Below are 21,631 nucleotides of genomic sequence, written 5' to 3'. Positions count from 1 at the left end.
CCTTCGACACCATGAAAGGTGATGATCATGTCGACCTTGCCCTTCTCCCGCCTTCTGGCCGCCGCCGCCGTGACGCTGGGATGCGGCCACACCACCACGGTGCGGGCGGAGGCCGTGGTCGTGGCCTCCAGCGCGCCCGGCTATGCCCAGGGCCAGCTGGTTCCCGACGGGCAGGCAGTCCGGCTTCCCGACGGGGCGAACGCGACCCTGCTGTTCGCCAATGGCCGTCTCCTGCGTCTGCGCGGCCCCTATGACGGAGTGCCCGGCGAGGGGCCGGACAGTGCGTCCACAGGCCGTGCCACCGCGGCCCGCGCCGGTCCCGGCGACGACCGCTTCATGCAGAGCGACCTCGGCGCGGCACGGGCGCTGGGCAATCCGCTGGATGCGGCGCTGGACCGTGCCCTGGCGCTCGACCCGGCGATATCCGGCACCCAGTGCGTCAAGGCCGGCAGCACGCCGCTGCTGCGCCGCCCGGCCGAACCCGGGCTGGACCGGCTCATGCTTCAGGATGCTGGCGGCAATACCGGTGCGCCGGTGGGTTGGAGCGGCGGCGCGACCGTTCCCTGGCCGCAGGCACTGCCGCTGGCCGACGGTGCCGACATCCGCGCCCTGCGGCCGGACGGCTCGACGCTCGGCACGCTGCATGTGCGCTTGGTGGAGGAGGAGGGTGGCGCCGCGCTGGCGGTGGGCATGGCGTCGGCCGGCTGCACCGGGCAGATCGGCGCGGCGATGGCCGCGCTGCGCGACGCGACGCTGCCGCTTGACCTTTCCGTATCGGCCGACCGCGGGGCGGCCGCCGCATACCGGCCGGGCGAGGACATCCGCCTGCGGATCAGGACCGACCGCGACGCCCATCTCTATTGCTATCTGCGCAATGCGCGCGCCCAGCTGATCCCGATCTTCCCGGCCGGCGCCGCGCGGAGCACCCGGATCGCGGCCAATGCGCCGCTCGACCTGCCCGGCGACCGCATGCCACTGCCCCTTCGTGCCGGGGATGGTCCCGGCGAGCTGGAGGTGCGCTGCATCGCCGCCAGCCGCAACCTGGACGACGAGATGCCGGGCCGGGCCGACGCCTTCCGTCCGCTGGCCGAGGATGCCGCCGTCCAGCTCGACCGCGCGGTTGCCCGCCTGCGCGACACCGAGGTGGCGTCCGCCCAACTCTTCCTGAAGATCCGCTGAGGGGGCCGCATGGACGGCGCACCCGCAAGGCAGGGAGCGGAACCGCCGGCCTCCCCCGTCCCGGAGCCGGCGGATCGGGACCGGAACAGGGCAGCAAGGCGCGGGCTGGGCATCCGGCTGGTTATGACGATCGTGCTGGGCAGCGCCGTGCTGGCGCTGGCCGCCGCAAGGCTGGTGCCGCCGCTGCGCGCCGCCGACGAGACGCTGGCCGACCGGCTGATCGCCGGGGCCGCCCCGGCCTGGCCGCAGCATCCCGGCATCGCGCTGGTGCTGTTCGGGGAGGACAGCTTCGCCGGGCTGGCCTGCCGGTCTCCGGTGGACCGTGGCATGCTGGCCGAGGTGATCGTCGCGCTGGAGGCCGCGGGGGTCCGTGCCATCGGCATCGACGTGCTGTTCGACCAGCCGACCCTGCCGGCGCTGGACGAGCGGCTGCGCCGTGCCATGCTCGGCGCGTCGGTCCCCGTGGTGGCGATCACCGCGCTCGACCAGACCCCGCTGACCGAGCGGCAGCGCCGCTTCCTGGACAGTTTCACCGAGGGCCTGCCGCGCGGACATGCCAATCTGGCGAAGGACCGGCTGGATGCGGCGGTGCGCTGGCATGTCCCCTTCGGCGGTGACGGTACGCCCAGCCTTCCCGCGCAGCTTGCCCGTGCCGGCGGCAATGGCGGGAACCTGCCGGTGGAGCCCTTCCGCATCGACTGGCATGGCCGGCCGGATGCCGCGACCACGCCCTTCCCGGTCTATCCGGCCGAGGCGGTGGCGCTGCTGCCGAAGGATTGGCTGGCCGGGCGGATGGTGCTGGTGGGCACCGCGCTGGCCGGCATCGACCAGCACCGCACGCCGCTGTCCCCGGCGGGTTCCTCCACCCCAGGCGTCGAGATCGAGGCGCATGTGCTGGCCCAACTGCTCGACGGGCGGAACAGCCCGCGCCTGCCGCTGGCGGGGGAGGCGGCGCTGGCGGTCCTGATGGCAGCCGCCGGGGTGGCGGTGGCGATGGCCGGGCTGCCGCTCTGGCTGCTGGCGACGGCGGGGTTGATGCTGCTGGTCGGGGCCTGGGCCGGTGCGGCGGCGCTGTTCGGCGCGGGCGGGCCGCTGGTGCCGCTGGTGGCGCCGTCGCTGGCCTGGGCTGGCGGCATCGCCGCGATGACCGCGCAGATGTCGCTGCGCGAGCGCGCCGACCGCCGGACGCTGATGCGGTTGTTCGCCAACCATGTTTCTCAACCCGTGGCCGACGAGATCTGGCGGGAGCGCGCGACCTTCATGGCCGGCAACCGCCCGCGTCCGCAGCAGCTCACCGCGACCGTCCTGTTTTCCGACATCGAAGGCTTCACCACCATCTGCGAGGCGCTGGAGCCGGAACCGCTGATCCGCTGGCTGGAAGGCTATCTGGATGCGATGGTGCGCATCGTCGGCACCTATGACGGGGTGGTGCTGCGCTTCGTCGGCGACGCGATCCTGGCGGTCTTCGGCGCCCCGGTCGCCCGTACCAGCCAGGAACAAATCGATGCCGACGCGGCGCGGGCCGTCGCCTGCGCCCTGCAGATGGGGCGGGAGCTGGAAGCGCTGAACCGGCAATGGCAGGCGGAGGGGCTGCCGCCGGTCGGCATCCGCGTCGGGCTGCATACCGGACCGCTGGTCGCCGGCAGCCTGGGCGGGCTGCGGCACAGCGAATATTCCCTGCTGGGCGACACCGCGAACACCGCCGCGCGGCTGGAGGCCTATGGCAAGACGGTCGACGCCCGCTCGTCCCGTCATTGCCGGATCATCGTCGGCGATCCCACCTGGCAGGCGGTGCGGCAGGCGGCGGGCGACCGCCGGACCGCCCTGCCGGTCGGGGAGGTGGCGCTGAAGGGCAAGACCAGGACTGTGCGCGTCTGGCTGCTGGTCGATGACGATGGCACGCACGTCGGCGGCTGTCCCCCCGGGGGCGATGAGCCATGTCGATAGTCAGGGCATCAGGGAAGATAAAAAATAGTCGGTGAGTATTCGTGGCAGACGGAAAGGCGTAATCCGTTGGAGTGATCCGCCCCTCTCTTGCCGGATGTAGACGGATGGGGCGGCTTGGCATATGCCATATTTGCGGGTATCCTTATTTCTTCCATGGCGTATTGCTGGAAATTTTCGATAAAGTCTTTGGATGCGATCCGCTGCGCGCCGCGGAGCCGGGCCGACCAATCCCGTCGTCGGAAGCGATGCGACAGGATGCGGCGCTCTTATCCCCGGGTATGGAGGCGGGTACGGAGGCGGGGATGGTCGGACCGGTCGGATGTCGCCGGATCGTTTGCGCGGTGGTCATCTTCCTGCTGGCAGTGGCGGGGCCATGGGGATTTGCGGATGCTGCCGGGCCACCATCGGTCGGACCTTCGCCGGGAGCGGCGACGTCCGAGAGCCGCATCGCCCTGGTGATCGGCGTCAGCAACTACCGCAATGCGCCCGAGCTTGTGAACCCGCGCAACGACGCCCGCGCCATCGGCGAGGCGCTGAGGGCGTTGAACTTCACGGTCGACGAGCAATACGACCTCGATGCCCGCGGCTTCGCCACGACGCTGCGCCAGTTCGGCCTGAAGGCCTCGCAGGCCGATGTCGCGGTGATCTTCTATGCCGGGCACGGCATCCAGGTCGGCGGTATCAATTACCTGCTGCCCGCGGATGCCCAACTGGAGCGGGAGCGCGATCTGGTCTATGAGGCGATCCCGCTGAACCTGCCGATGGGCGAGCTGGCAGGTGCGCGCAAGCTCGGCATCCTCATCCTCGATGCCTGCCGCAACAACCCCTTCGTCGACCGGCTGACCCGCAGCGGGTCGAACCGCAACCAGGCGCATCCCGGCTTCGGCAGCGTGGACGACACGCCCAGCGACACGCTGGTGGCGATGGCGACCCGCGCCGACCAGCTGGCGGAGGACGGCACCGGCGACCACAGCCCGTTCAGCGCGGCGCTGCTCCAGCACCTCCAGAGCCCCGGTCTGGAGCTGAGCCTGTTCTTCCGCAACGTGCGGGACACGGTGAAGCAGGCGACCAACGGCCGGCAGGAGCCGTTCGTCTACGGCTCGCTGGGTGCCACTCCCTTCTACTTCAACCCGCGCCCGCCGAACCGGCCGCCGGTGCTGGGCGAATTGCGGGCGCTGACCCTGATCGACCGCGCGGGCGCCGAGCCGCTGAACCCCGGCAAGCCGACCGATCCCGACGACGACCAGATGTATGTCCGCGTCACCGGCCTGCCGCGCGGCGGCGCCGTACGGGTCGGGGAACGCAGCGTGCTGATCGGCGATTACCTGACCGTCGACCAGCTCGCAGCCGTCAGCTTCAAGCCGGACGGCAGCTTCCGCGGCGAGGCCGGATCCTTCGAGTTCCTGGTGGCCGACGGACGCGGCGGCACCGTCACCGGTGCCATCCCGGTCACGGTGAAGCCGAGCAACCAGCCGCCGGCCGTGGTGGCGGAGCGCAGGCTGAGCGCTGTTGGCAACCCGATGGGGATCGACGCCCCAACCGATCCCGACGGCGATCCGCTGACGATCACCGTCACCGCCGTGCCGGAGCGCGGCAGCGTGCGCAACGGCACAGCCGCCGTGAAGTCCGGCGACCGGCTGACCGTGCAGGCGCTGACCGCGCTGACCTTTGATCCGGAAGCGGCCCGGCCCGGCCCGGCCGGTGCCCTGCGCTACAGCGTCGAGGACGGGCGCGGCGGCTCCGCCGCGGCAGGCGTGACGGTTGAGATCGCCGAGCCCGGCACCGCGCCGCTGGCCGATCTGGAGGAGGGCGTCTGGAAACGCATCCAGGCCAGCAAGGAGCCCGCGGACCATCAGGCCTTCCTGCAACTGTTCGGCGGCAGCGGCTACGCCCCGATGGCGCGCAGCCAGTTGGAGGCGCTGAAGCCGCCGGGGAAGGGCGCGGATGCCGTCCCCGATGCCAAGCCGGAGCCGGCTCCGATCCTGGGTCCGGGTCTGGAGCCGGCCGCCCCCGGTCGCTACACCGCCAGTGCCGACGGCATCCTGCGGGCGACGCCGGCCGGCAACGGCGCCCGCGTCGGCCGGGTGGCGCGCGGCACCACGGTGCAGGTGCTCGGCCGCGTGCCGGAGGGAGGATGGCTCCGCATCGCGCTCGACGACGGCACCCAGGGCTTCGTCGCCGCCACCCTGCTGAAGCACGAGCCGCCGCCCCCTCCACAGCCACCCGCTCCCCAGGCGGCCGAACCGCAGGTGGCCGCAACAGCGCCTTCTGCACCGCTCAACGGCACGGCGCGCAATCATGGCGCCGGCAACAGCTTCCAGGATTGTCCGACCTGCCCGGTGATGCTGCGGCTACCGGCCGGCAGCTTCATGATGGGCAGTGACAAGGGCGACCCGTCGGAACGGCCGGTCCACCGCGTCGCCATCGCCAAGCCCTTCGCGCTCGGCGTCTACGAGGTCACCGTCAGCGAATGGCGTGCCTGCATGCAGGAAGGCGGCTGCACCGACCTGCCGCGCATGACCAATCCCACCGACGCCACGCCGGTCCACAACCTCCATTGGCAGGACGCTCAATCCTATGTCGGCTGGCTCAGCCGCAAGACCGGACAGCGCTACCGCCTGCCCAGCGAAGCGGAATGGGAGTATGCCGCGCGCGCCGGGACCGGCACGCCCTATTGGTGGGGAACGGAGGCCGGTATCCACGCCGATTGCGACGATTGCGGCGGCCCGCATGAGCATCTGACCCCGGCGGCGGCCGGCAGCTACAAGCCGAACCCCTTCGGCCTGCATGACATGAACGGCGGCGTGGCGGAATGGGTTGCCGACTGCTGGAACAAGAACTACCAGGGTGCGCCCGCCGACGGCAGCGCCTGGACCCAGGGCGCCTGCCGCAAGCGGGTTCTGCGCGGCGGCTCCTGGCGCGACGGCCTGGACGTGATCAACGGCACGGTGCGGAATTCCTACGACATCGACGTGCGCTATCTTGCCAACGGCTTCCGCGTCGCGCGGGATCTGAACTGAAGGTCTTCGGTTCAGCCCCTCATTTCTGGACCGTCACCACCTTCTGGGTAGCGCGGTTCTGCGTGCCGACCGCGCTGTTGATGGAGGTGTTCACATTGTTGAACCGCACCCCGCCATTGGCCAGCGCGGCGGGAAAATGCGGCAGCGGCCCCGCAGCGCTCATCAGCTGATCGAGCGTGGAGGGCCCGGCGGATTTCGGAGCCGGCTTGGGCGCGGCGGCCTGCACCGGTTCCGGCGTGGGTGCCGGTGCCGGCGCGGCCGACTCCTCCACTGGAACGCCGGTGCCGTCGCTCAGCTGCTGCTGGCTGATGTTGCCGTCGCCGAAGGCGAAATTCAGCGCGCTGTTGAAGTTGTTCACGATGAAGGGCGCATCGATGAAGGTGAAGCTTGGGTCGACCGGCTGGACCGGCGGCTGCCGGCTGGCGGCCAACGGCTGGCCCTTGTTGAAGCCGGCGAGGAAGCCGGCGTCGCCGCGGATGCGGGTGATCGACTGCTGATGAACGGAAGACCGGCTGATCGAGTGGTTGGTGACCATGGCGCCGGGAGGGGCGCCGCGGCGGTTCGGGTCGACCGAGACCGGCAGGCGCGGCGACTGGGCGAAGGCCTGTGCCATCGCCGCGCCGGGGATCGGGCCGGACGGGAAGGCGATGCCGCCGCTGACCTGGGCCACGGCCGTCCCGGCGGTCAGCAGCAGGATGGTGGCGGCGGGCAAAAGGACGGTGCGGGGCTGGAACATCGCTGGCTCCCTCGGTTCCGGACTGTAGGGAGCAGGGTAGGGCATCCGGGCGGTCCGCGGCTGTGGCCCGGACCACAGGCAGCGGGTAAAACTCAGGCACAGGACTCGGTGATCTCGTCCAATGCGCGGGCGTCGAGGATGACGATGTGGCCGGACTCCATCCGGATCACCCCGGCACGCTGCCATTCGTTCAGCAGCTTGTTGATGCTCTCGCGCGAAACGCCGACGAGGCAGCCCAACTGCTGCTGCGACAGCTTGATGTCCAGCCGCAAGCCCTCCGGCCCGGCGCGGCCGAAGGCATCGCCCAGCCGTTTCAGGGCGCGGGCGAAGCGGGACGACGCTTCGAGGAACAGCGTGTCCTCCAGATGCTCGCTGGTCTGGCGCAGCCGCTTGCACAGCACGCCGATGATCCGGAAGGCGATGTCCGGCCGCGCGGTGAGCAGCGGCATCAGTTGCGAGCGGTCGAGGACCAGCAGGTCGCTTTCCTCCAGGGCGACGGCGTCGGCGGTGCGCGGCTCGCCGTCCAGCAGGGCGATCTCGCCGAACAGGCCGCCCTTGTTGATGATGCTCAGCACCAGCTCCTTGCCGTCGAGGGAGTGGGAGCAGATCTTCACTCGGCCGCGGATGACCGCCATCATGCTGTCGCCGGGGTCGCCCTTCTGGAAGATCACCGCGCCGCGCGCATGGTGCGACAGCCGCGCCGCGGCCGCCAGGCGTTGACGTTCCTCGCGTTCCAGATGCTTCAGCAGGAAATGCCCGGCGAGAACGAGGTCCTTGTCGAAATTGATCCGTATCGCGGTCATGGCTGCCCCCTGATCCTGATCTGCGTCGCTGGATCGCGGTCGTGGTCGCCGGTTGCGGTCTTTCCGGGGCATGGTACCCCGGCAATCGACGTGCCCCTCCCCGTCAAAGGCGGTACTTCGCCCTTGGCGCTCCTGCACCCTTCGTGTGCCGCCGACGGAAAGGGCGGCCGGCGCTTGTCGGTCGCCCTCCGCTTTTCCTGCTCGCGCCCATGGATCGGCTGCGGGCGCCATCAGTCCAGGTCCGGGTCCGGCTCGTCGTCGTCCGGGCGCGGCGGATGGGTCCAGCGGTTTGGAATGGCTCCCGGGCGCTCCAGGAAGCCACGCAGGTCGGGCGCGATGGGCCGCGGCAGCGGATAGGCCTCCGCATCGGGAACCATCGCGGCCTGTGTGTCCGCCGATGTTGCCGAACAGCGGGTCTCGCCGTTGACCGTCACGCAGTTCAGCGTCCCCGAACCGCGCAGGCAGACGGTCTTGCCGTTGACCGTCTGGCAGGCCAGGGAGTCGGCGTGCGCCGGGGCGGCCAGGAACGGCAGGGTGGGCGCGGCGAGGAAAAGCGCCAGGACAAGCATGGTCTTCGGCATGGAGCACTCCCGGGGTTTGGGCGATCCCGACCGGTCGATCCGGATCGGGATCGCCCCGATGGGCGTGGAAAGCTGCAGTCAGCGCCGCAGGCCGGTCAGCGATTGGGCCGCACTGTTGCCGAGGCCGGCGGTGACGTTGGTGCCGATCCCGACATTGGTGCTGACCAGCGGCCCGCGACCGCTGAAGTTCAGCCCGACCTGGACGCCGCTGCCCTGGACGCCGACCAGCCTCTGGCCGGCCGTGTTGCCGATGCCCGCCGCGACGTTGGTGGCGGTGCCGACATTGGTGCTGACCAGCGGGCCGCCGCCGCGGACGGGGACGCCTCCACCTTGGCCTCCGCCCTGGACGAAGGTGCCCTGCTGCTGCGCGGTGTTGCCGATGCCGGCCCCGACATTGGTGGCGTTGCCGACATTGGTGCTGACCAGCCCGGGCACGGCCATCATGGATGGAAGGCCCATTCCGGTGCCTGTGCCGGCTTTGGGCTGGGCCAGGGCGGGCGAGGCGAGCAGTGCGACGGCGGCCAAGCCGGCGAGAAGGGTCTTGAGGGTCATCCGTGGTCTCCTTGACAATGGGTTCATCCGATCGGGCTTCCAAGCCCCGGCCTGTTCCGATGAGGAAGCCTAGCCGTGCTGTCTGCTCGCCGCTGTGAGCCGCCCCACAAGTGCCGGCGGTTTTCAGGGCTTCCTCCTTGCCGGGCAAAGGAACCCGGACAAAAGAAGGCTCCGGCCGGGATGCCGGCCGGAGCGAGGTCAGGGGAGGAAGCCGAGGAGGACTGGGGGGATCAGCGCTGTTTGACGAAGGCGCTCTGCCCGGCGAAGTTGCCGGTGCCGGCGGAGAGGTTCTGCATGGTGCTGCGGTTGAAGGGACCGAGCATGCCGCCGGAACGCTGCATCACGGTGCCGCTCTGCAGGGCGGTGTTGCCGATGCCGGCCGCGGTGTTGCCGATGGTGGCGGCCGAGCCGCCGCTCAGCATGCCGCCGCTCCGCTGCATCACCGTGGCCCGCTGCCCGGCCTCGTTGCCGATGCCGGCCGCGGTGTTGCCGATGGTGGCCATCGAGCCGCCGTTGAACAGGCCGCCGCTCCTCTGCTTGACGAAGGCGCCCTGGCTGGCGGTGTTGCCGATGCCGGCGGCGAGGTTGGAGACGGTGGCGACGTTCGGTCCGGCGAACCCGCCCTTGGACTTCTGCAGGACGGTGGCGCTCTGGCTTGCGGTGTTGCCGACGCCGGCCGCGGTGTTGGAGATGTCGGAGATGTTCTGGGCCATCGCCGGGGCGGCGAACAGGGCGAGCGAGGCGAAGCCGGTCAGCAGGGCGGTGCGGATCATGGTGTGGTCTCCGGTCTGGGGCGCCGCGGTGTGTGGCGCGTTGTCGATGGACAGACCCTACCCAAGACCGCCAATCCCCGATGTGAGCCGGCCCACACTCACCGTTGCTTTGCCGGCCTCACGGTGACGGCGGTTCCTTTCGTCGTTGCTCCTGCCGCTCCAGGGCCCACCGCAGCAGGGCGGCGGCGCGGAACGGTGCGTGGAGGAACTTGCCGCAGGGCAGCGTCGCGAAGAAGCCCAGCACGACGCCCAGATGGATCAGCAGCAAGGGCCCCATCGCGGCCGTTTCCCGCAGCGCCAGCAGGGCGAACCCGCTGGTCGCGATCAGGAACAACTGGGCCAGCAGCGCAAGATCGGCGCCCAGCAGCTCCGCCGCCACCGGTCCCGGATCGGCATGGCGCTTCAGCCAAGCCAGCCCGGCCGTCCCGGCCATCATGCCGGCTCCCCCCAGGCTGCCGAGCAGGACGGGCAGGCTGAAGACCGGATAGGGCGCCTGCCAGCCAAGCACATGGTCGTAGACCGTGGCGACGGCGGTGGCGGCGAAGCAGAGCGCGAAGCCATAGGACAGCGCATGGTGGAAGCGGCGCCGGGCTTGCGAGAAGCGGTCGTCCCGGTCGTTGCAGCCGACCCCGCCGCCACCGAGGTTGCGCAAGCTCGCGATGTCCCACAGGGCGTCGCGCAGGGCCGGCCCCGTCGCCGCCCCGGGCGGCACCGGACCCATGCTGCGCCAGAAGGCCGCGACGCTGAACCCGACGGACAGCAGCGACCAGAGGAGCGTCAGCCCGGCAAGTCCGGCGATCAGGCTCCAGGGCAGCACCCGGTAGAAGGCCCCCGCACCCGAATGCCGCCCCAGCACTTGCTCCGGTGGCAGCCACAGCAGCGCCGGAACCGACAGGACGGCCACCATCGACAGGGTGACGGCCATCGCGAAGCGGCCGGTGTGGCGGACCCGGCCGCCCGGCAGCGCCGGCCAGGCATGGTCGCGGTAGGTTCGTTGCCTGACGAGGCTGAGGCTTTTCGGTATGTTGACGTCGAACGGATGGGGCGGCGCGTACTGGCAGGCATGGTAGCAGGCCCGGCAGTTGTGGCAGAGGTTGGACAGGAAACTCAGATCGGCCGCCGACAGCTCCCGCCGCGACCTCAGTGCCCGGAATACGGCGCAATAACCGTCGCAATACCGGCAGGCATTGCAGATCTCCAGCGCCTGCCGTGCGTCCTGCGCAATCCGCGCCGCGTTGCCGTCATCGCCGGGCATGGGCCGCGGCCTCCCGTCCGGCGATCCGCCCGAACACCGACCCGATGGTCATGGCGCTTCCCGCCAGATAGCCATGGCCGAGGATGTTGGGCGCCATGATGACGCCCGCCGCAAAGATGCCGCCGAGCGGTTGCCCGTCGCTCCGCAGCACCCGCGCCTTGCAGTCGACCCGCACCCCCAGGCAGGTCGAGGTGACTCCGGCCCGCATCGGATAGGCACCGAAGGGCGGAACCGCAACCGGCGCAGCGAGCCGTGTCTTCGCCGGCAGGATGCCTTCGGTATGGCCGCCGGCGCGGACCGCGGCGTTGAAGGCGGCCACGGTGGATTCCAGAACGGCCGGCAGCATCCCCAGTTCGGCCGCCAGCCCGCCGATGCTCGCCGCCCGGACCGCCGGGAAGATGGAGGGGCGGAAACCTCGTTCGATCGCCGTGTCGAAGATCGAGAAGGCGACGGCGCCGGGACAGCGGGCGACGCGATCGCCCCACACGGAAAAGCGCGTCGGTCCCACATGCTCCCCCTCGTCGGCGAAGCGCCGGCCGTTTCGGTCGACGACGATGCCATATGCCACGCCGTCGAGCCGGGTGACGATGCCGCCGTCGAATCCCGGCGAGCGGCCATCCACCGCGACCATGTGGCAAAGGCCGGACGCCCCGACGGGATCGGCGCCGCTCTCCAGCAACGCCTTCAGCGGCCGGCCGGTCGCATGGGGGGTGCCGCGGATGACAAAGCCATCGGCCGCCTCGCCCCATCGGTCGCGCAACCAGTCTCCATCGGCCTGGAATCCGCCGGTCGCGACGACGACCGCACCCGCCCGGATGGTCTCCTTGCGCCCATCACGGAGCACGGTGACGGCGGTCAAACCGTCAGCGGGATGAAATGCGCGCACCTCGCTGTCATGGCGGACAACGACCCCCAGCCCTTCGGCGGTGGCGTAGAGCGCGTTGACCAGCGCCTTTCCCCCGCCGAGGAAGAAGGCGGTTTTCCGGGAATAGGGCAGGGCATCGTCGTCGGCGCTCTGGAACCGGACGCCGTTGCCGATCATCCAGCCGAGGATACCGGCGGACTCGCCGATCAGCAGGTGCGCCAGCGTCTCGTCGACCGCACTCCCGGCGACGCCTTGCAGGTCGGACCAGTAATCGCCGGCGGGGTAGCGGCCTTGAATCCAGGGGGACGGTTCGTCATGCGCGATCCGGAAGTTGCGGGAGTGCCGGGCATTGCCGCCGCGCAGCGCCCTCGGCGCGCTGTCCAGCATCATGACGGCGGCACCTGACCGGCGGGCCGAGATGGCGGCGCACAGCGCCGCATTGCCGCCGCCCGCCACCAGCACGTCGCACTCATGCAGGACATTGGTCATTGGCAGGCGGTCATGGGAAGGATGGCGTGCTCGGGTCGGCAGGGGAGCCTCTTCCGGAAGCTTCTTGCAGGGGAAGGCTTTAGTCCCGATGGGCGGAGCTTGGGAAGGGCGGTCGCCTGCGACACAGGGCAGCGGCCGGCACCGGGATGGGTCGATCCATGGCCCGGCCGCATGGCGTGCGCCGCAAGCGATGCATATGCATCCATGAAAATGCTTTTACAGAATTATGCATATCCTGTAACTCTGTAGACATCCAGTTGCGGCTGAGCTTTCGAAGAGGCGTCGGGGGATGGTGCAGCCCATACAGACGGGATCGCTGCTGATCCGGATGCAGAACTGCCAGCAGCAGCTTCCGGCTGCGCTGGCCAAGGTCGGGGCCTGGGCGCTGGCCTATCCCTTCCGCACCGCGACGCTGAAGATCGGCGAACTGGCCGCGGCGGCTGAGGTGTCGGTGGCGTCGGTCAACCGCTACGCCCGCTTCCTCGGTTACGAAGGCTTTCCGGAATTCCGCGAGGATCTGCTGCGCGCCTTCGAGTCCACCTTCGCGCCGGTGGAGAAATTGCGCGTTGCCGTGCAGCGCGACACCTCGAACGCCGAGATCATGCGGGAATCGCTGACCAGTGACGCCGGCAACATCACCCGCACCATGGAACTGCTGCAGCCCGAACAGTGCGAGTCGGCGATTCGGCTGATCCGCGAGGCCAAGCGCGTCGTGGCGCTCGGCCTGGGCGACAGCGCCTATCTCGCCCTGTTCCTCGCCGACATGCTGGAGCCCTATGTCGACAACGTCCGCGAGGCCGTCGAATTTGCGGGCACCGAGCGTACCATCCGCCGGCTGATGACGGTCAAGCCGGGCGATCTGGTGGTCGCCATCACCTCGCCGCGCTATTCGCGTCGGACCATCGAGCATCTCCAGCTGTGCCGAGAGCGCGGGGCGAAGGCCATCGCGCTGACCGACGCGCCGGACAGCCCCATCGTGCCGCTGGCCGACGTCACCCTGCTCGCCGGGGCCGACCATGGCGTGCGCCACAGCTCGCCGACTGGGCTGATGGCGTTGATCGTGGCGCTCGGCACCGCGCTGTCGCGCTCCGGCCCCGACAGCGTTGGACAGGCAGCCGACGTCGCCGAACGCATCCTGCCCTATCTCCACGTCGTACCGAAATCGAACCGGCCGCCAGAGTGACCTGCTGTCCAAGTGACCGGACCCTTCCCATCCACGCGCCAACGAAGCTGAATCCGATGACGATCTCCTATTGGAACGGGCATTACCTGCCGCTGGACGAGGTCCAGGTGTCGCCGCTGGACCGCGGTTTCCTGTTCGCCGACGGCCTCTATGAAGTGACCGCCGCCTACAACGGCCACCTGTTCGAGCCGGAGGCCCATGTCGCCCGCCTGCAACGCGGCATGGCGGCCCTACGCATCGACTGCGCGCTGTCGGCCGCCGACTGGATGGGCATCATGGAGCGGCTGGCCGCCGACTCCGGCATCGACGGCGATCTGACCGTCTACCTGCAAGTCACCCGCGGTGCCGCCGCCAGCCGCGGCCACGCCTTCCCGGCCGGCGTCACACCGTCGGTGTTCGGCATGGTCAGCCCGTTGAAGCGCCCGCCCGCGGCGTGGCGCGACCAGGGCGTTTCCGCCATCACCATCCCCGACATCCGCTGGGGCCGCTGCGATCTGAAGACCATCGCGCTGCTGGGCAGCGTGCTGGCCCAGCAGGCGGCGACCGATGCCGGCGTCGTCGATGCGCTCCAGCTGCGCGACGGGCTGGTGACCGAAGGCGCCGCCACCAACATCTTCGTGGTCAAGGACGGCGTCATCGCCACCCCGCTCAACGATCCCCGCATCCTCGAGGGCATCACCCGCACCGTCATCCTGCGGCTGGTGGCCGAGAATGGCCTGCGGCTTGAGGAGCGCGACATCCCGGCGGCCGAACTCGATGCGGCCGACGAGATCTGGATCGCCAGCACCACCAAGGAGATCACCCCTGTCACCAACCTGAACGGCAAGCCGGTCGGCACCGGTGCGCCGGGCATGGTGTGGCGCCGCATGTTCGCGCTGTTCGCCGAAAGGCTGGGCCGATGAGCGCTGTCGCTGCCGCGAAGGCTGCCGATACCGCGCCGGCCTTGCTTTCCGTCGAGGGGCTGAGCGTCGCCTTCGACGGCGAACATGGTCCCGTGCGCGTGGTTGAGGATGTCAGCTTCAGCGTCGCGCCGGGCGAGACGGTGGCGATCGTCGGCGAGTCCGGCAGCGGCAAGTCGGTGACCTCGCTGTCGCTGATGCGGCTGGTCGATTATGCCGGCGGCCGCATCGTCGGCGGGCGCATCCGCTTCAAGGGCCGCGACGGGCGCGAGCGCGATCTCGCTTCCCCGCCGGCGGAGGCGCTGACCGACATGCGCGGCAACGACATCGCCATGGTCTTCCAGGAGCCGATGACGTCGTTGAACCCGGTCTTCACCATCGGCGACCAGATCGCCGAGGCGGTGATGCTGCACCAGGGTCTCGACCGCAAGGCGGCGCGGGCCGAGGCGCTGCGCATGCTGGAGAAGGTGCGGATTCCCGAACCGGCCCGGCTGCTCGACCGTCACCCGCACCAGCTTTCGGGCGGCATGCGCCAGCGCGTGATGATCGCCATGGCGCTGTCCTGCCGTCCGTCGCTGCTGATCGCCGACGAACCGACCACCGCGCTGGACGTCACCATCCAGGCGCAGATCCTGCGGCTGATCCGCCTGTTGCAGGACGAGATGGGGATGGGCGTCATCTTCATCACCCACGACATGGGCGTGGTGGCCGAGGTGGCCGACCGCGTCGTCGTGATGTGGCGCGGCCGCAAGGTGGAGGAGGGCCCGGTCGAGCGCATCTTCCAGGCACCTCAGCACCCCTACACCAAGGCGCTGCTGTCGGCGGTGCCGAAGCTGGGCGCGCTCCGCGGGCAGGATCTGCCGGTGCGCTTCCCCCTGTTGGTGGTGGACGACGCCAAGGCGGACGCGGCGCTGCCGGCCCCGCCGCCGGTGCAGGACACCGTCCGCGCCGCCGACGCGCCGCTTCTGGAGGTGCGCGATCTCACCACCCGCTTCGACGTGCGCAAGGGCATCTTCGGTTCGCTCAAAGCCCGCGTGCATGCGGTGGAGAAGGTCAGCTTCGCCGTCCGCCCCGGCGAGACGCTGGCGCTGGTCGGTGAATCCGGCTGCGGCAAGTCGACCACCGGCCGCACCATCATGGGGCTGCAGTCCGCCACCTCCGGAACCATCCGTTTCGACGGCCTCGACACCGCGACGCTGGATTCCAACGGGCAGGCGAAGCTGAAGGAGAAGATCCAGTACATCTTCCAGGATCCTTTCGCCTCGCTGAACCCGCGGATGACCGTCGGCTTCAGCATCGCCGAGCCGATGCTGGTCCACGACTACGTGCCGACTTCCAAGCCGGGCGTGTCGCGCCGCCGTGCCATCGAGGAGCGGGTGGCCGAACTGCTGACCCAGGTCGGGCTGAAGCCGGAGCATGCGCGCCGCTACCCGCATGAATTCTCCGGCGGCCAGCGCCAGCGCGTCTGCATCGCCCGTGCGCTCGCCTGCGATCCCAAGCTGATCATCGCCGACGAGGCGGTCGCGGCGTTGGACGTGTCGATCCAGGCGCAGATCGTCAACCTGCTGATGGAGCTCCAGGCGCGGCGCGGGCTGTCCTACCTGTTCATCAGCCACGACATGGCGGTGGTGGAGCGGGTCAGCCACCGCGTCGCCGTCATGTATCTGGGCCAGATCGTCGAGCTGGGCCCGCGCCGCGCCGTGTTCGAGAGTCCGCAGCACCCCTACACCCGCCGCCTGATGGCGGCGGTGCCGATCGCCGATCCCAGCCGCCGCACCCGCGACCTGAGGCTGCTGACCGGCGAGATTCCCAGTCCGATCCGCAACGTCGGCGACGAGCCGGCGGTGCAACCGCTGGTGCCGGTCGGCGACGATCATTTCGTCGCCCGCCATGCCGTCGGCGGTGATTTCTGAATCAAGAAAAGGGAGACATCACGTGACGCGTTTCGCCCTTCCCCTGCTGGCCGGCCTGCTGGCCGGCACCGCTCTCGCCGGTCCGGCCTTCGCCGCAAAGGATCTGGTGGTCGGCCTGCCCGACAACATCACCACGCTGGACCCGGCCGACATCAACGACACCCTGTCGCAGTCGGCCAGCCGCACGATGATGCAAGGCCTGTTCGGCTTCGACAAGGACATGAAGCTGGTGCCGCTGCTGGCCGAGAGCTTCACGGTCAACGACACCGCCACCGAATACACCTACCGCCTGCGCAAGGGCGTCACCTTCCATGACGGCTCGCCCTTCAACGCCCAGGCGGTGAAGACCAACTTCGACCGCCTCGCCAACCCGGCCAACCGGCTGAAGCGCCAGAGCCTGCTGGCGATGCTGGCCGAGACGGTGGTGGTCGACGACTACACCGTCACGCTGAAGCTGTCGCAGCCCTTCGGCGCGCTGAACAACAACCTCGCCCATCCCGGCGCCATGATCCACAGCCCGAAGGCGCTGGAGACCTATGGCAAGGAGATCGGCCGCCACCCGGTCGGCACCGGCCCCTACAAGTTCGTCAGCTGGGCAGCCGACACGCTGAAGGTCGAGAAGAACGCCAACTACTGGAAGCCGGGCCTGCCGAAGGTCGATACGGTGACGCTGAAGAGCGTGCCGGAGAATGGCAGCCGCATCGCCATGCTGCAGACCAACGAGGCGCAGTTCATCTATCCGCTGCCGCCGGAGATGGTGAAGATGGTGGAGGCCAACAGCGCGCTGGAACTGATCGACGCGCCGTCGATCATCGCCCGCTACGTGGCGATGAACACCATGAAGAAGCCTTTCAACGACCCGCGAGTCCGTCAAGCGCTGAACTACGCCGTCGACAAGAACGCCTACGCCAAGGTGGTCTATCGCGGCTACGCCGGTCCGCTGGATTCGGCGATCCCGTCCAAGCTGGGCTTCCACGTCACCCAGCCCAACCAGTACACCTATGACCTCGCCAAGGCGAAGGCGCTGCTGGTCGAAGCCGGATATCCGAACGGCTTCGAGGCCGAGATGTTCGGCCGCAACAGCACGAACTTCATCCGCGGCATGCAGTTCGTGCAGCAGCAGCTGTCGCAGATCGGCGTCAAGCTGACCGTCACCCCGCTGGAGGCCGGCGTCGAGACCGCCCGCGTCTGGGGCGTCGAGAAGCCGGAGGATGCGACGGTGCAGATGCAGTATGGCGGCTGGTCGGCCTCGACCGGCGACGCCGACTGGGGCCTGCGTCCGCTGCTGTGGGGCAAGGGCTTCCCGCCGAAGTTCTTCAACGTCGCCTACTACAAGAACGACACGGTCGATTCCGCGATCGAGACCGGCATCGGCACCGCCGACACCGCCAAGCGCGCCGAGGCCTACCGCGTCGCCCAGGAGCAGATCTGGAAGGACGCGCCCTGGATCTTCCTTGGCGTCGAGAATCTGCTGGCCGGCAAGTCGAAGAAGCTGACCGGCTTCTACTATGTCGCCGACGGCGGGCTGCAGATGGAAGAAGCCGACCTGCAGTGATGTGAGGGTGGGGGCTCCCTATTGCCCCCACCCTGACCCTCCCCCGCTGGGCGGGGGAGGGGGCAAGTGCTTAAGGCGGGAGAGTGGCGGCAGTCCCTCCCCCGCCCAGCGGGGGAGGTTAGGTGGGGGTCTAACGTCCCCGAGAATCCCCCCGCACCTCCAGGCCCTCTTCCAGGACCTCCGTCCCATGTTGAAATATCTCGTCGGCCGTCTTGCCGGCATCCTTCCGGTTCTGCTGGTGATTTCCGTCTTCGTCTTCGGCTTCGTCCATCTGCTGCCGGGCGATCCGGCGCGGCTGGTCGCCGGCCCGGATGCGACCCAGCGCGACGTCGAGCTGGTGCGCCAGGATCTCGGCCTCGACCAACCGCTGTGGGTGCAGTATGGCCGCTTCCTCGGCAATGCGGTGCAGGGCGAGTTCGGCCGGTCGATGAAGTCCAAGCGGCCGGTGTCGCAGGAGATCGGCGAACGCTTCCTGCCCACGCTCTACCTCACCATCGTCGCCATGGTCTGGGCGACACTGGCGGGATTGCTGATCGGCGTGGCGTCGGCGACGAAGCGCGGACGCTGGCAGGACCATGTCGGCATGATCGTCGCGGTGTCTGGCATCGCCTTTCCCTCATTCTGGCTCGGGCTGCTGATGATCGACCTGTTCTCGGTCAAGCTCGGCTGGCTGCCGACCAGCGGTTACGGGACGTGGCAGCATTACGTGATGCCGTCGCTGACGCTGGGGCTCGGCGTCGCCGCGGTGATGGCGCGCTTCACCCGCTCCGCCTTCATCGAGATCGCGCGCGAGGATTACGTCCGCACCGCAAGGGCCAAGGGCGTGCCGGCCCGGCTGGTGGTGTGGAAGCACACGCTGCGCAACGCGATGATCCCGATCATCACCATGGTCGGGTTGCAGTTCGGCTTTCTGCTGGGCGGGTCGATCGTGGTCGAGACGGTGTTCTCCTGGCCGGGGCTGGGCCGGCTGCTGGTGGATAGCGTCAACTACCGCGACTACACCGTCATCCAGGCGGAGATCCTGCTGTTCTCGCTGGAATTCATCATCATCAACCTGCTGGTCGATGTGCTGTACGCCTTCGCCAACCCCGAGATCCGCTACTCATGACCACGACAGACGCAACCAGCGTGGCCGTGAGCCACGACGCCATCCGGTCGCCGCTGCGCGAATTCTGGCGCAAGTTCCGGCGCAACCGCACCGCCATGGCGGCCGGCATCTGTCTGCTGGCGCTGACCCTGGCCGCCGCCGCCGCACCCTGGATCGCGCCGTTCGACCCGGCGGCCTTCGACTATGACCGCATCCTGGAAGGGCCGTCGGCGGACCATTGGGCCGGCACCGACGCCTATGGCCGCGACATCCTGAGCCGCATCCTGTGGGGTGCGCGCATCTCGCTGTCGGTCGGGCTGCTGTCGGTCCTGCTGGGCGGGGTGGCCGGCGTGGCGCTCGGGTTGGTCGCCGGCTTCCGCGGCGGCTGGATCGATTCGCTGATCATGCGCGTCTGCGACGTGCTGCTGGCCTTTCCCGGTATCCTGCTGGCGATCGGCATCGTCGCCGTCCTCGGGCCGGGCATCGACAACGTCATCTATGCGGTGGCGATCTTCAGCGTGCCGGTCTTCGCCCGCCTCGTGCGCGGCAGCACGCTGGGGCTGAAGCGCGCGGTCTATGTCGACGCCGCCCGCGCCATCGGCGTGCGCGACCGGCTGCTGATGGTCCGCCACATCCTGCCCGGCACACTGCCCAGCGTGATCGTCTATGTCTCCATGCGCATCGGCACCTCGATCCTGACGGCGGCAAGCCTCAGCTTCATCGGCCTCGGTGCCCAGCCGCCCAGCCCGGAATGGGGCGCCATGCTGGCCGACGGGCGCAGCTACATCGGCGTCGCCAGCCACGTCACCTTCTATCCCGGCCTCGCGATCTTCCTGACGGTGCTGGCCTTCAACCTGCTCGGCGACGGACTGCGCGATGCCCTCGACCCGAAACTCCGCTGACGGCAGGGGCAGGGCGTGGGCCTTCGGGCTCGCCTGCGGCCGGCTGACGCCGGGGCCGCGCAACGCCATCACCGACGTGCCGGGCGTGCGCGTCGGCCATGTCACGCTGGATGAGGGCGCCGTCCAGACCGGCGTCACCGCCATCCTGCCCCATGCCGGCAACCTCTACCGTGACAAGCCGGTGGCGGCGGCCGAGGTGCTGAACGGCTTCGGCAAGAGCGTCGGTCTGATGCAGGTGGAGGAGTTGGGGGCGCTGGAAACCCCGATCCTGCTGACCAATACCCTGTCGGTCGGCACCGCCGCCACCGCGCTGGTCCGCCACGCCATCGCCGCCAACCCGGACATCGGCCGGACCACCGCCACCGTCAACCCGGTGGTGATGGAGTGCAACGACGGTCCGCTGAACGACATCCAGGCGCTGGCGGTGACGGAGGCCCATGCCGCCGCGGCACTGGCCGCAGCGATGGGCGAGCCGGACGGAGCCGAAGTGGCAGTGGGTTCGGTCGGTGCCGGGCGCGGCATGTCCTGCTTCGGCTTCAAGGGCGGCATCGGTACGTCCTCGCGCCGCCTGAAGCTGGACGGCAGGCGCCATCACCTGGGCGTGCTGGTCCTGGCCAATTTCGGCCGGCCGGGGGAACTGCGCCTGCCCGACGGCCGCCGCGTGGCCCCGCCGGTGCCGGATGACGCGCCGGAGAAGGGCTCGGTCATCGTCATCGCTGCCACCGATGCGCCGCTCGATCACCGCCAACTGCGACGGGTCATCCGCCGGGCCGGGGTGGGGCTGGCGCGGGTCGGTTCCTTCTGGGGCCACGGCAGCGGCGACATCGCGCTCGGCTTCACCACCGCCAACCGCATCGACCATGACGAGCGCGCCGACATCGTGCCGCTGCGCATGCTGAACGAGCGCCGCATCGACGGCCTGTTCGAGGCGATGGCCGATGCGACGCAGGAAGCGGTGCTCGACGCGCTGGCCGCAGCGACGCCGGTGATCGGCCGGGACGGCGCGACCCGGCCCTGCCTGTCCGCTATCCTGACCTCCGGGAGCACAGAGTGAAGATCTACATCTCCGCCGACATCGAGGGGGTGGCCGGCGTGGTCTCCCAACAGCAGGTGACGCCGGGCAATACCGAGTACGAGCGTGCCCGCCGCCTGATGACCGCCGAGGTCAATGCCGCCATCGAAGGCGCGGTTGCTGGCGGTGCCAGCGAGATCCTGGTCAACGACAGTCACGGCCCGATGCTGAACCTGCTGCCGGACGAGCTGCATCCTGCAGCCGAACTGATCCTTGGCCGGCCCAAGCCGATCGGCATGTTCGCCGGGCTGGAACCGGGGACGGCCGGGGTGATGTGCGTCGGCTTCCACAGCTCGGCCCGCCAGTACGGCATCCTCGCCCACACCACCAACAGTTTCGCCTTCGGCCGCGTCGTCGTGAACGGCTTGGAACTGGGTGAGGCCGGCAATTACGGCGCCTATGCCGGCGAGATCGGCGTGCCGGTGATCCTGCTGAGCGGCGACGACCGCTTCGCCGCGGAGATGGCGCCGCTGTTCCCGGACGCCGAACAGGTGGTGGTCAAGCACGCGCTCGGCCAGCGCGCCGCCCGCGCCGTGGCGCCGTCGGTCGCCCGCGACCGCATCCGCGAGGCGGCGGCCCGTGCCGTCCGCCGCGCCTCGAGCATCCCGCCCTTCCGCGTTCCGCCGCGCGGCGACGGAGCGCCCTACCGCTTGGAGATCGAGATGAACAGCCCGGCGCTGGCCGACCTGGCATCGTTGATCCCGGTGTCCGAGCGCCTCGACCCCGTCACCATCCGCCTGCCGGCCGCCAGCATGGCCGCCGCCCTCGGCTGGATCAACACCCTGTCGGCCATGTCGGCCTCCCTGCGCTGAGACCCTGC

General features: G+C 69.7%; 18 protein-coding genes. 11 read left to right on the top strand and 7 right to left on the bottom strand.

The genetic code is table 11. The features are described from left to right. The first annotated feature begins 27 nt into the window (after positions 1-27). From AL072_RS18085 to AL072_RS18075, 3 genes are all read left to right on the top strand, one after another. Positions 28-1,179 carry a DUF4384 domain-containing protein gene (locus AL072_RS18085; RefSeq protein ID WP_144428278.1) on the top strand — a complete coding sequence of 384 codons (1,152 nt, stop codon included), beginning with the start codon at positions 28-30 and terminating at the stop codon, positions 1,177-1,179. A gap of 123 nt (positions 1,180-1,302) precedes the next feature. Then, the gene (locus AL072_RS18080) at positions 1,303-3,126 is read left to right on the top strand and encodes an adenylate/guanylate cyclase domain-containing protein (RefSeq protein WP_045582902.1); all 1,824 of its coding nucleotides are present in this window, start codon (positions 1,303-1,305) and stop codon (positions 3,124-3,126) included. 302 nt (positions 3,127-3,428) lie between these two features. Continuing rightward, a complete protein-coding gene (locus AL072_RS18075; RefSeq protein WP_060721728.1) occupies positions 3,429-6,146 on the top strand; it encodes an SUMF1/EgtB/PvdO family nonheme iron enzyme in 2,718 nt (905 codons plus the stop codon). Positions 6,147-6,165: 19 nt separating this feature from the next. Here the strand turns inward: AL072_RS18075 and AL072_RS18070 are convergent, their stop codons facing one another. The 7 genes from AL072_RS18070 to tcuA all read right to left on the bottom strand — a co-directional run bounded on the left by AL072_RS18070 (position 6,166) and on the right by tcuA (position 12,200). Further along, complete coding sequence (locus tag AL072_RS18070) at positions 6,166-6,882, bottom strand: hypothetical protein (RefSeq protein ID WP_045582903.1); 717 nt, start codon at positions 6,880-6,882, stop codon at positions 6,166-6,168. A gap of 92 nt (positions 6,883-6,974) precedes the next feature. Next, positions 6,975-7,685: a Crp/Fnr family transcriptional regulator gene (locus tag AL072_RS18065; protein WP_045582904.1), complete on the bottom strand. Its 711-nt coding sequence runs from the start codon at positions 7,683-7,685 to the stop codon at positions 6,975-6,977. 230 nt (positions 7,686-7,915) lie between these two features. Beyond that, the gene (locus tag AL072_RS18060; RefSeq protein WP_045582905.1) at positions 7,916-8,266 is read right to left on the bottom strand and encodes a hypothetical protein; all 351 of its coding nucleotides are present in this window, start codon (positions 8,264-8,266) and stop codon (positions 7,916-7,918) included. 78 nt (positions 8,267-8,344) lie between these two features. Beyond that, positions 8,345-8,818, bottom strand: a complete 474-nt coding sequence (locus AL072_RS18055; protein WP_052710087.1) for a hypothetical protein — start codon at positions 8,816-8,818, stop codon at positions 8,345-8,347. Between the two features lie 230 nt (positions 8,819-9,048). Next, positions 9,049-9,591 carry a hypothetical protein gene (locus AL072_RS18050; protein WP_045582906.1) on the bottom strand — a complete coding sequence of 181 codons (543 nt, stop codon included), beginning with the start codon at positions 9,589-9,591 and terminating at the stop codon, positions 9,049-9,051. A 118-nt stretch (positions 9,592-9,709) separates the two neighbouring features. Further along, entirely contained in the window at positions 9,710-10,846 is a 1,137-nt protein-coding gene (gene tcuB / locus AL072_RS18045; protein WP_045582907.1) for a tricarballylate utilization 4Fe-4S protein TcuB, read from the bottom strand. Next, entirely contained in the window at positions 10,833-12,200 is a 1,368-nt protein-coding gene (tcuA, locus tag AL072_RS18040) for an FAD-dependent tricarballylate dehydrogenase TcuA (protein ID WP_045582908.1), read from the bottom strand. Before tcuA ends, tcuB begins: the two co-directional genes overlap by 14 nt. 289 nt (positions 12,201-12,489) lie before the next feature. On the opposite strand from tcuA, the gene AL072_RS18035 reads away from it, so the two are divergent. From AL072_RS18035 to AL072_RS18000, 8 genes are all read left to right on the top strand, one after another. After that, on the top strand, positions 12,490-13,383 hold the full coding sequence (locus AL072_RS18035; protein WP_045582909.1) for a MurR/RpiR family transcriptional regulator: 894 nt from the start codon (positions 12,490-12,492) through the stop codon (positions 13,381-13,383). Positions 13,384-13,439: 56 nt separating this feature from the next. Beyond that, complete coding sequence (locus AL072_RS18030; protein ID WP_045582910.1) at positions 13,440-14,285, top strand: D-amino acid aminotransferase; 846 nt, start codon at positions 13,440-13,442, stop codon at positions 14,283-14,285. Next, positions 14,282-16,195, top strand: coding sequence for an ABC transporter ATP-binding protein (locus tag AL072_RS18025; protein WP_045582911.1), 1,914 nt, complete (start codon positions 14,282-14,284; stop codon positions 16,193-16,195). Before AL072_RS18030 ends, AL072_RS18025 begins: the two co-directional genes overlap by 4 nt. Before the next feature lie 22 nt (positions 16,196-16,217). Continuing rightward, positions 16,218-17,750: a glutathione ABC transporter substrate-binding protein gene (locus AL072_RS18020; RefSeq protein ID WP_082109018.1), complete on the top strand. Its 1,533-nt coding sequence runs from the start codon at positions 16,218-16,220 to the stop codon at positions 17,748-17,750. A gap of 187 nt (positions 17,751-17,937) precedes the next feature. Further along, on the top strand, positions 17,938-18,858 hold the full coding sequence (gsiC, locus tag AL072_RS18015) for a glutathione ABC transporter permease GsiC (protein ID WP_045582913.1): 921 nt from the start codon (positions 17,938-17,940) through the stop codon (positions 18,856-18,858). After that, positions 18,855-19,739 (top strand): ABC transporter permease subunit, encoded by an 885-nt coding sequence (locus AL072_RS18010; RefSeq protein ID WP_045582914.1) that lies wholly within the window; start codon positions 18,855-18,857, stop codon positions 19,737-19,739. The genes gsiC and AL072_RS18010 overlap by 4 nt, the downstream gene beginning before the upstream one ends. Then, on the top strand, positions 19,714-20,793 hold the full coding sequence (locus tag AL072_RS18005; RefSeq protein WP_045582915.1) for a DmpA family aminopeptidase: 1,080 nt from the start codon (positions 19,714-19,716) through the stop codon (positions 20,791-20,793). The genes AL072_RS18010 and AL072_RS18005 overlap by 26 nt, the downstream gene beginning before the upstream one ends. Next, positions 20,790-21,623, top strand: coding sequence for a M55 family metallopeptidase (locus tag AL072_RS18000; protein ID WP_045582916.1), 834 nt, complete (start codon positions 20,790-20,792; stop codon positions 21,621-21,623). The genes AL072_RS18005 and AL072_RS18000 overlap by 4 nt, the downstream gene beginning before the upstream one ends. Positions 21,624-21,631: the final 8 nt, after the last annotated feature.

Source organism: Azospirillum thiophilum (assembly GCF_001305595.1).
GTDB lineage: Bacteria > Pseudomonadota > Alphaproteobacteria > Azospirillales > Azospirillaceae > Azospirillum > Azospirillum thiophilum.
This window is presented reverse-complemented; position numbering and strand designations above follow the sequence as displayed.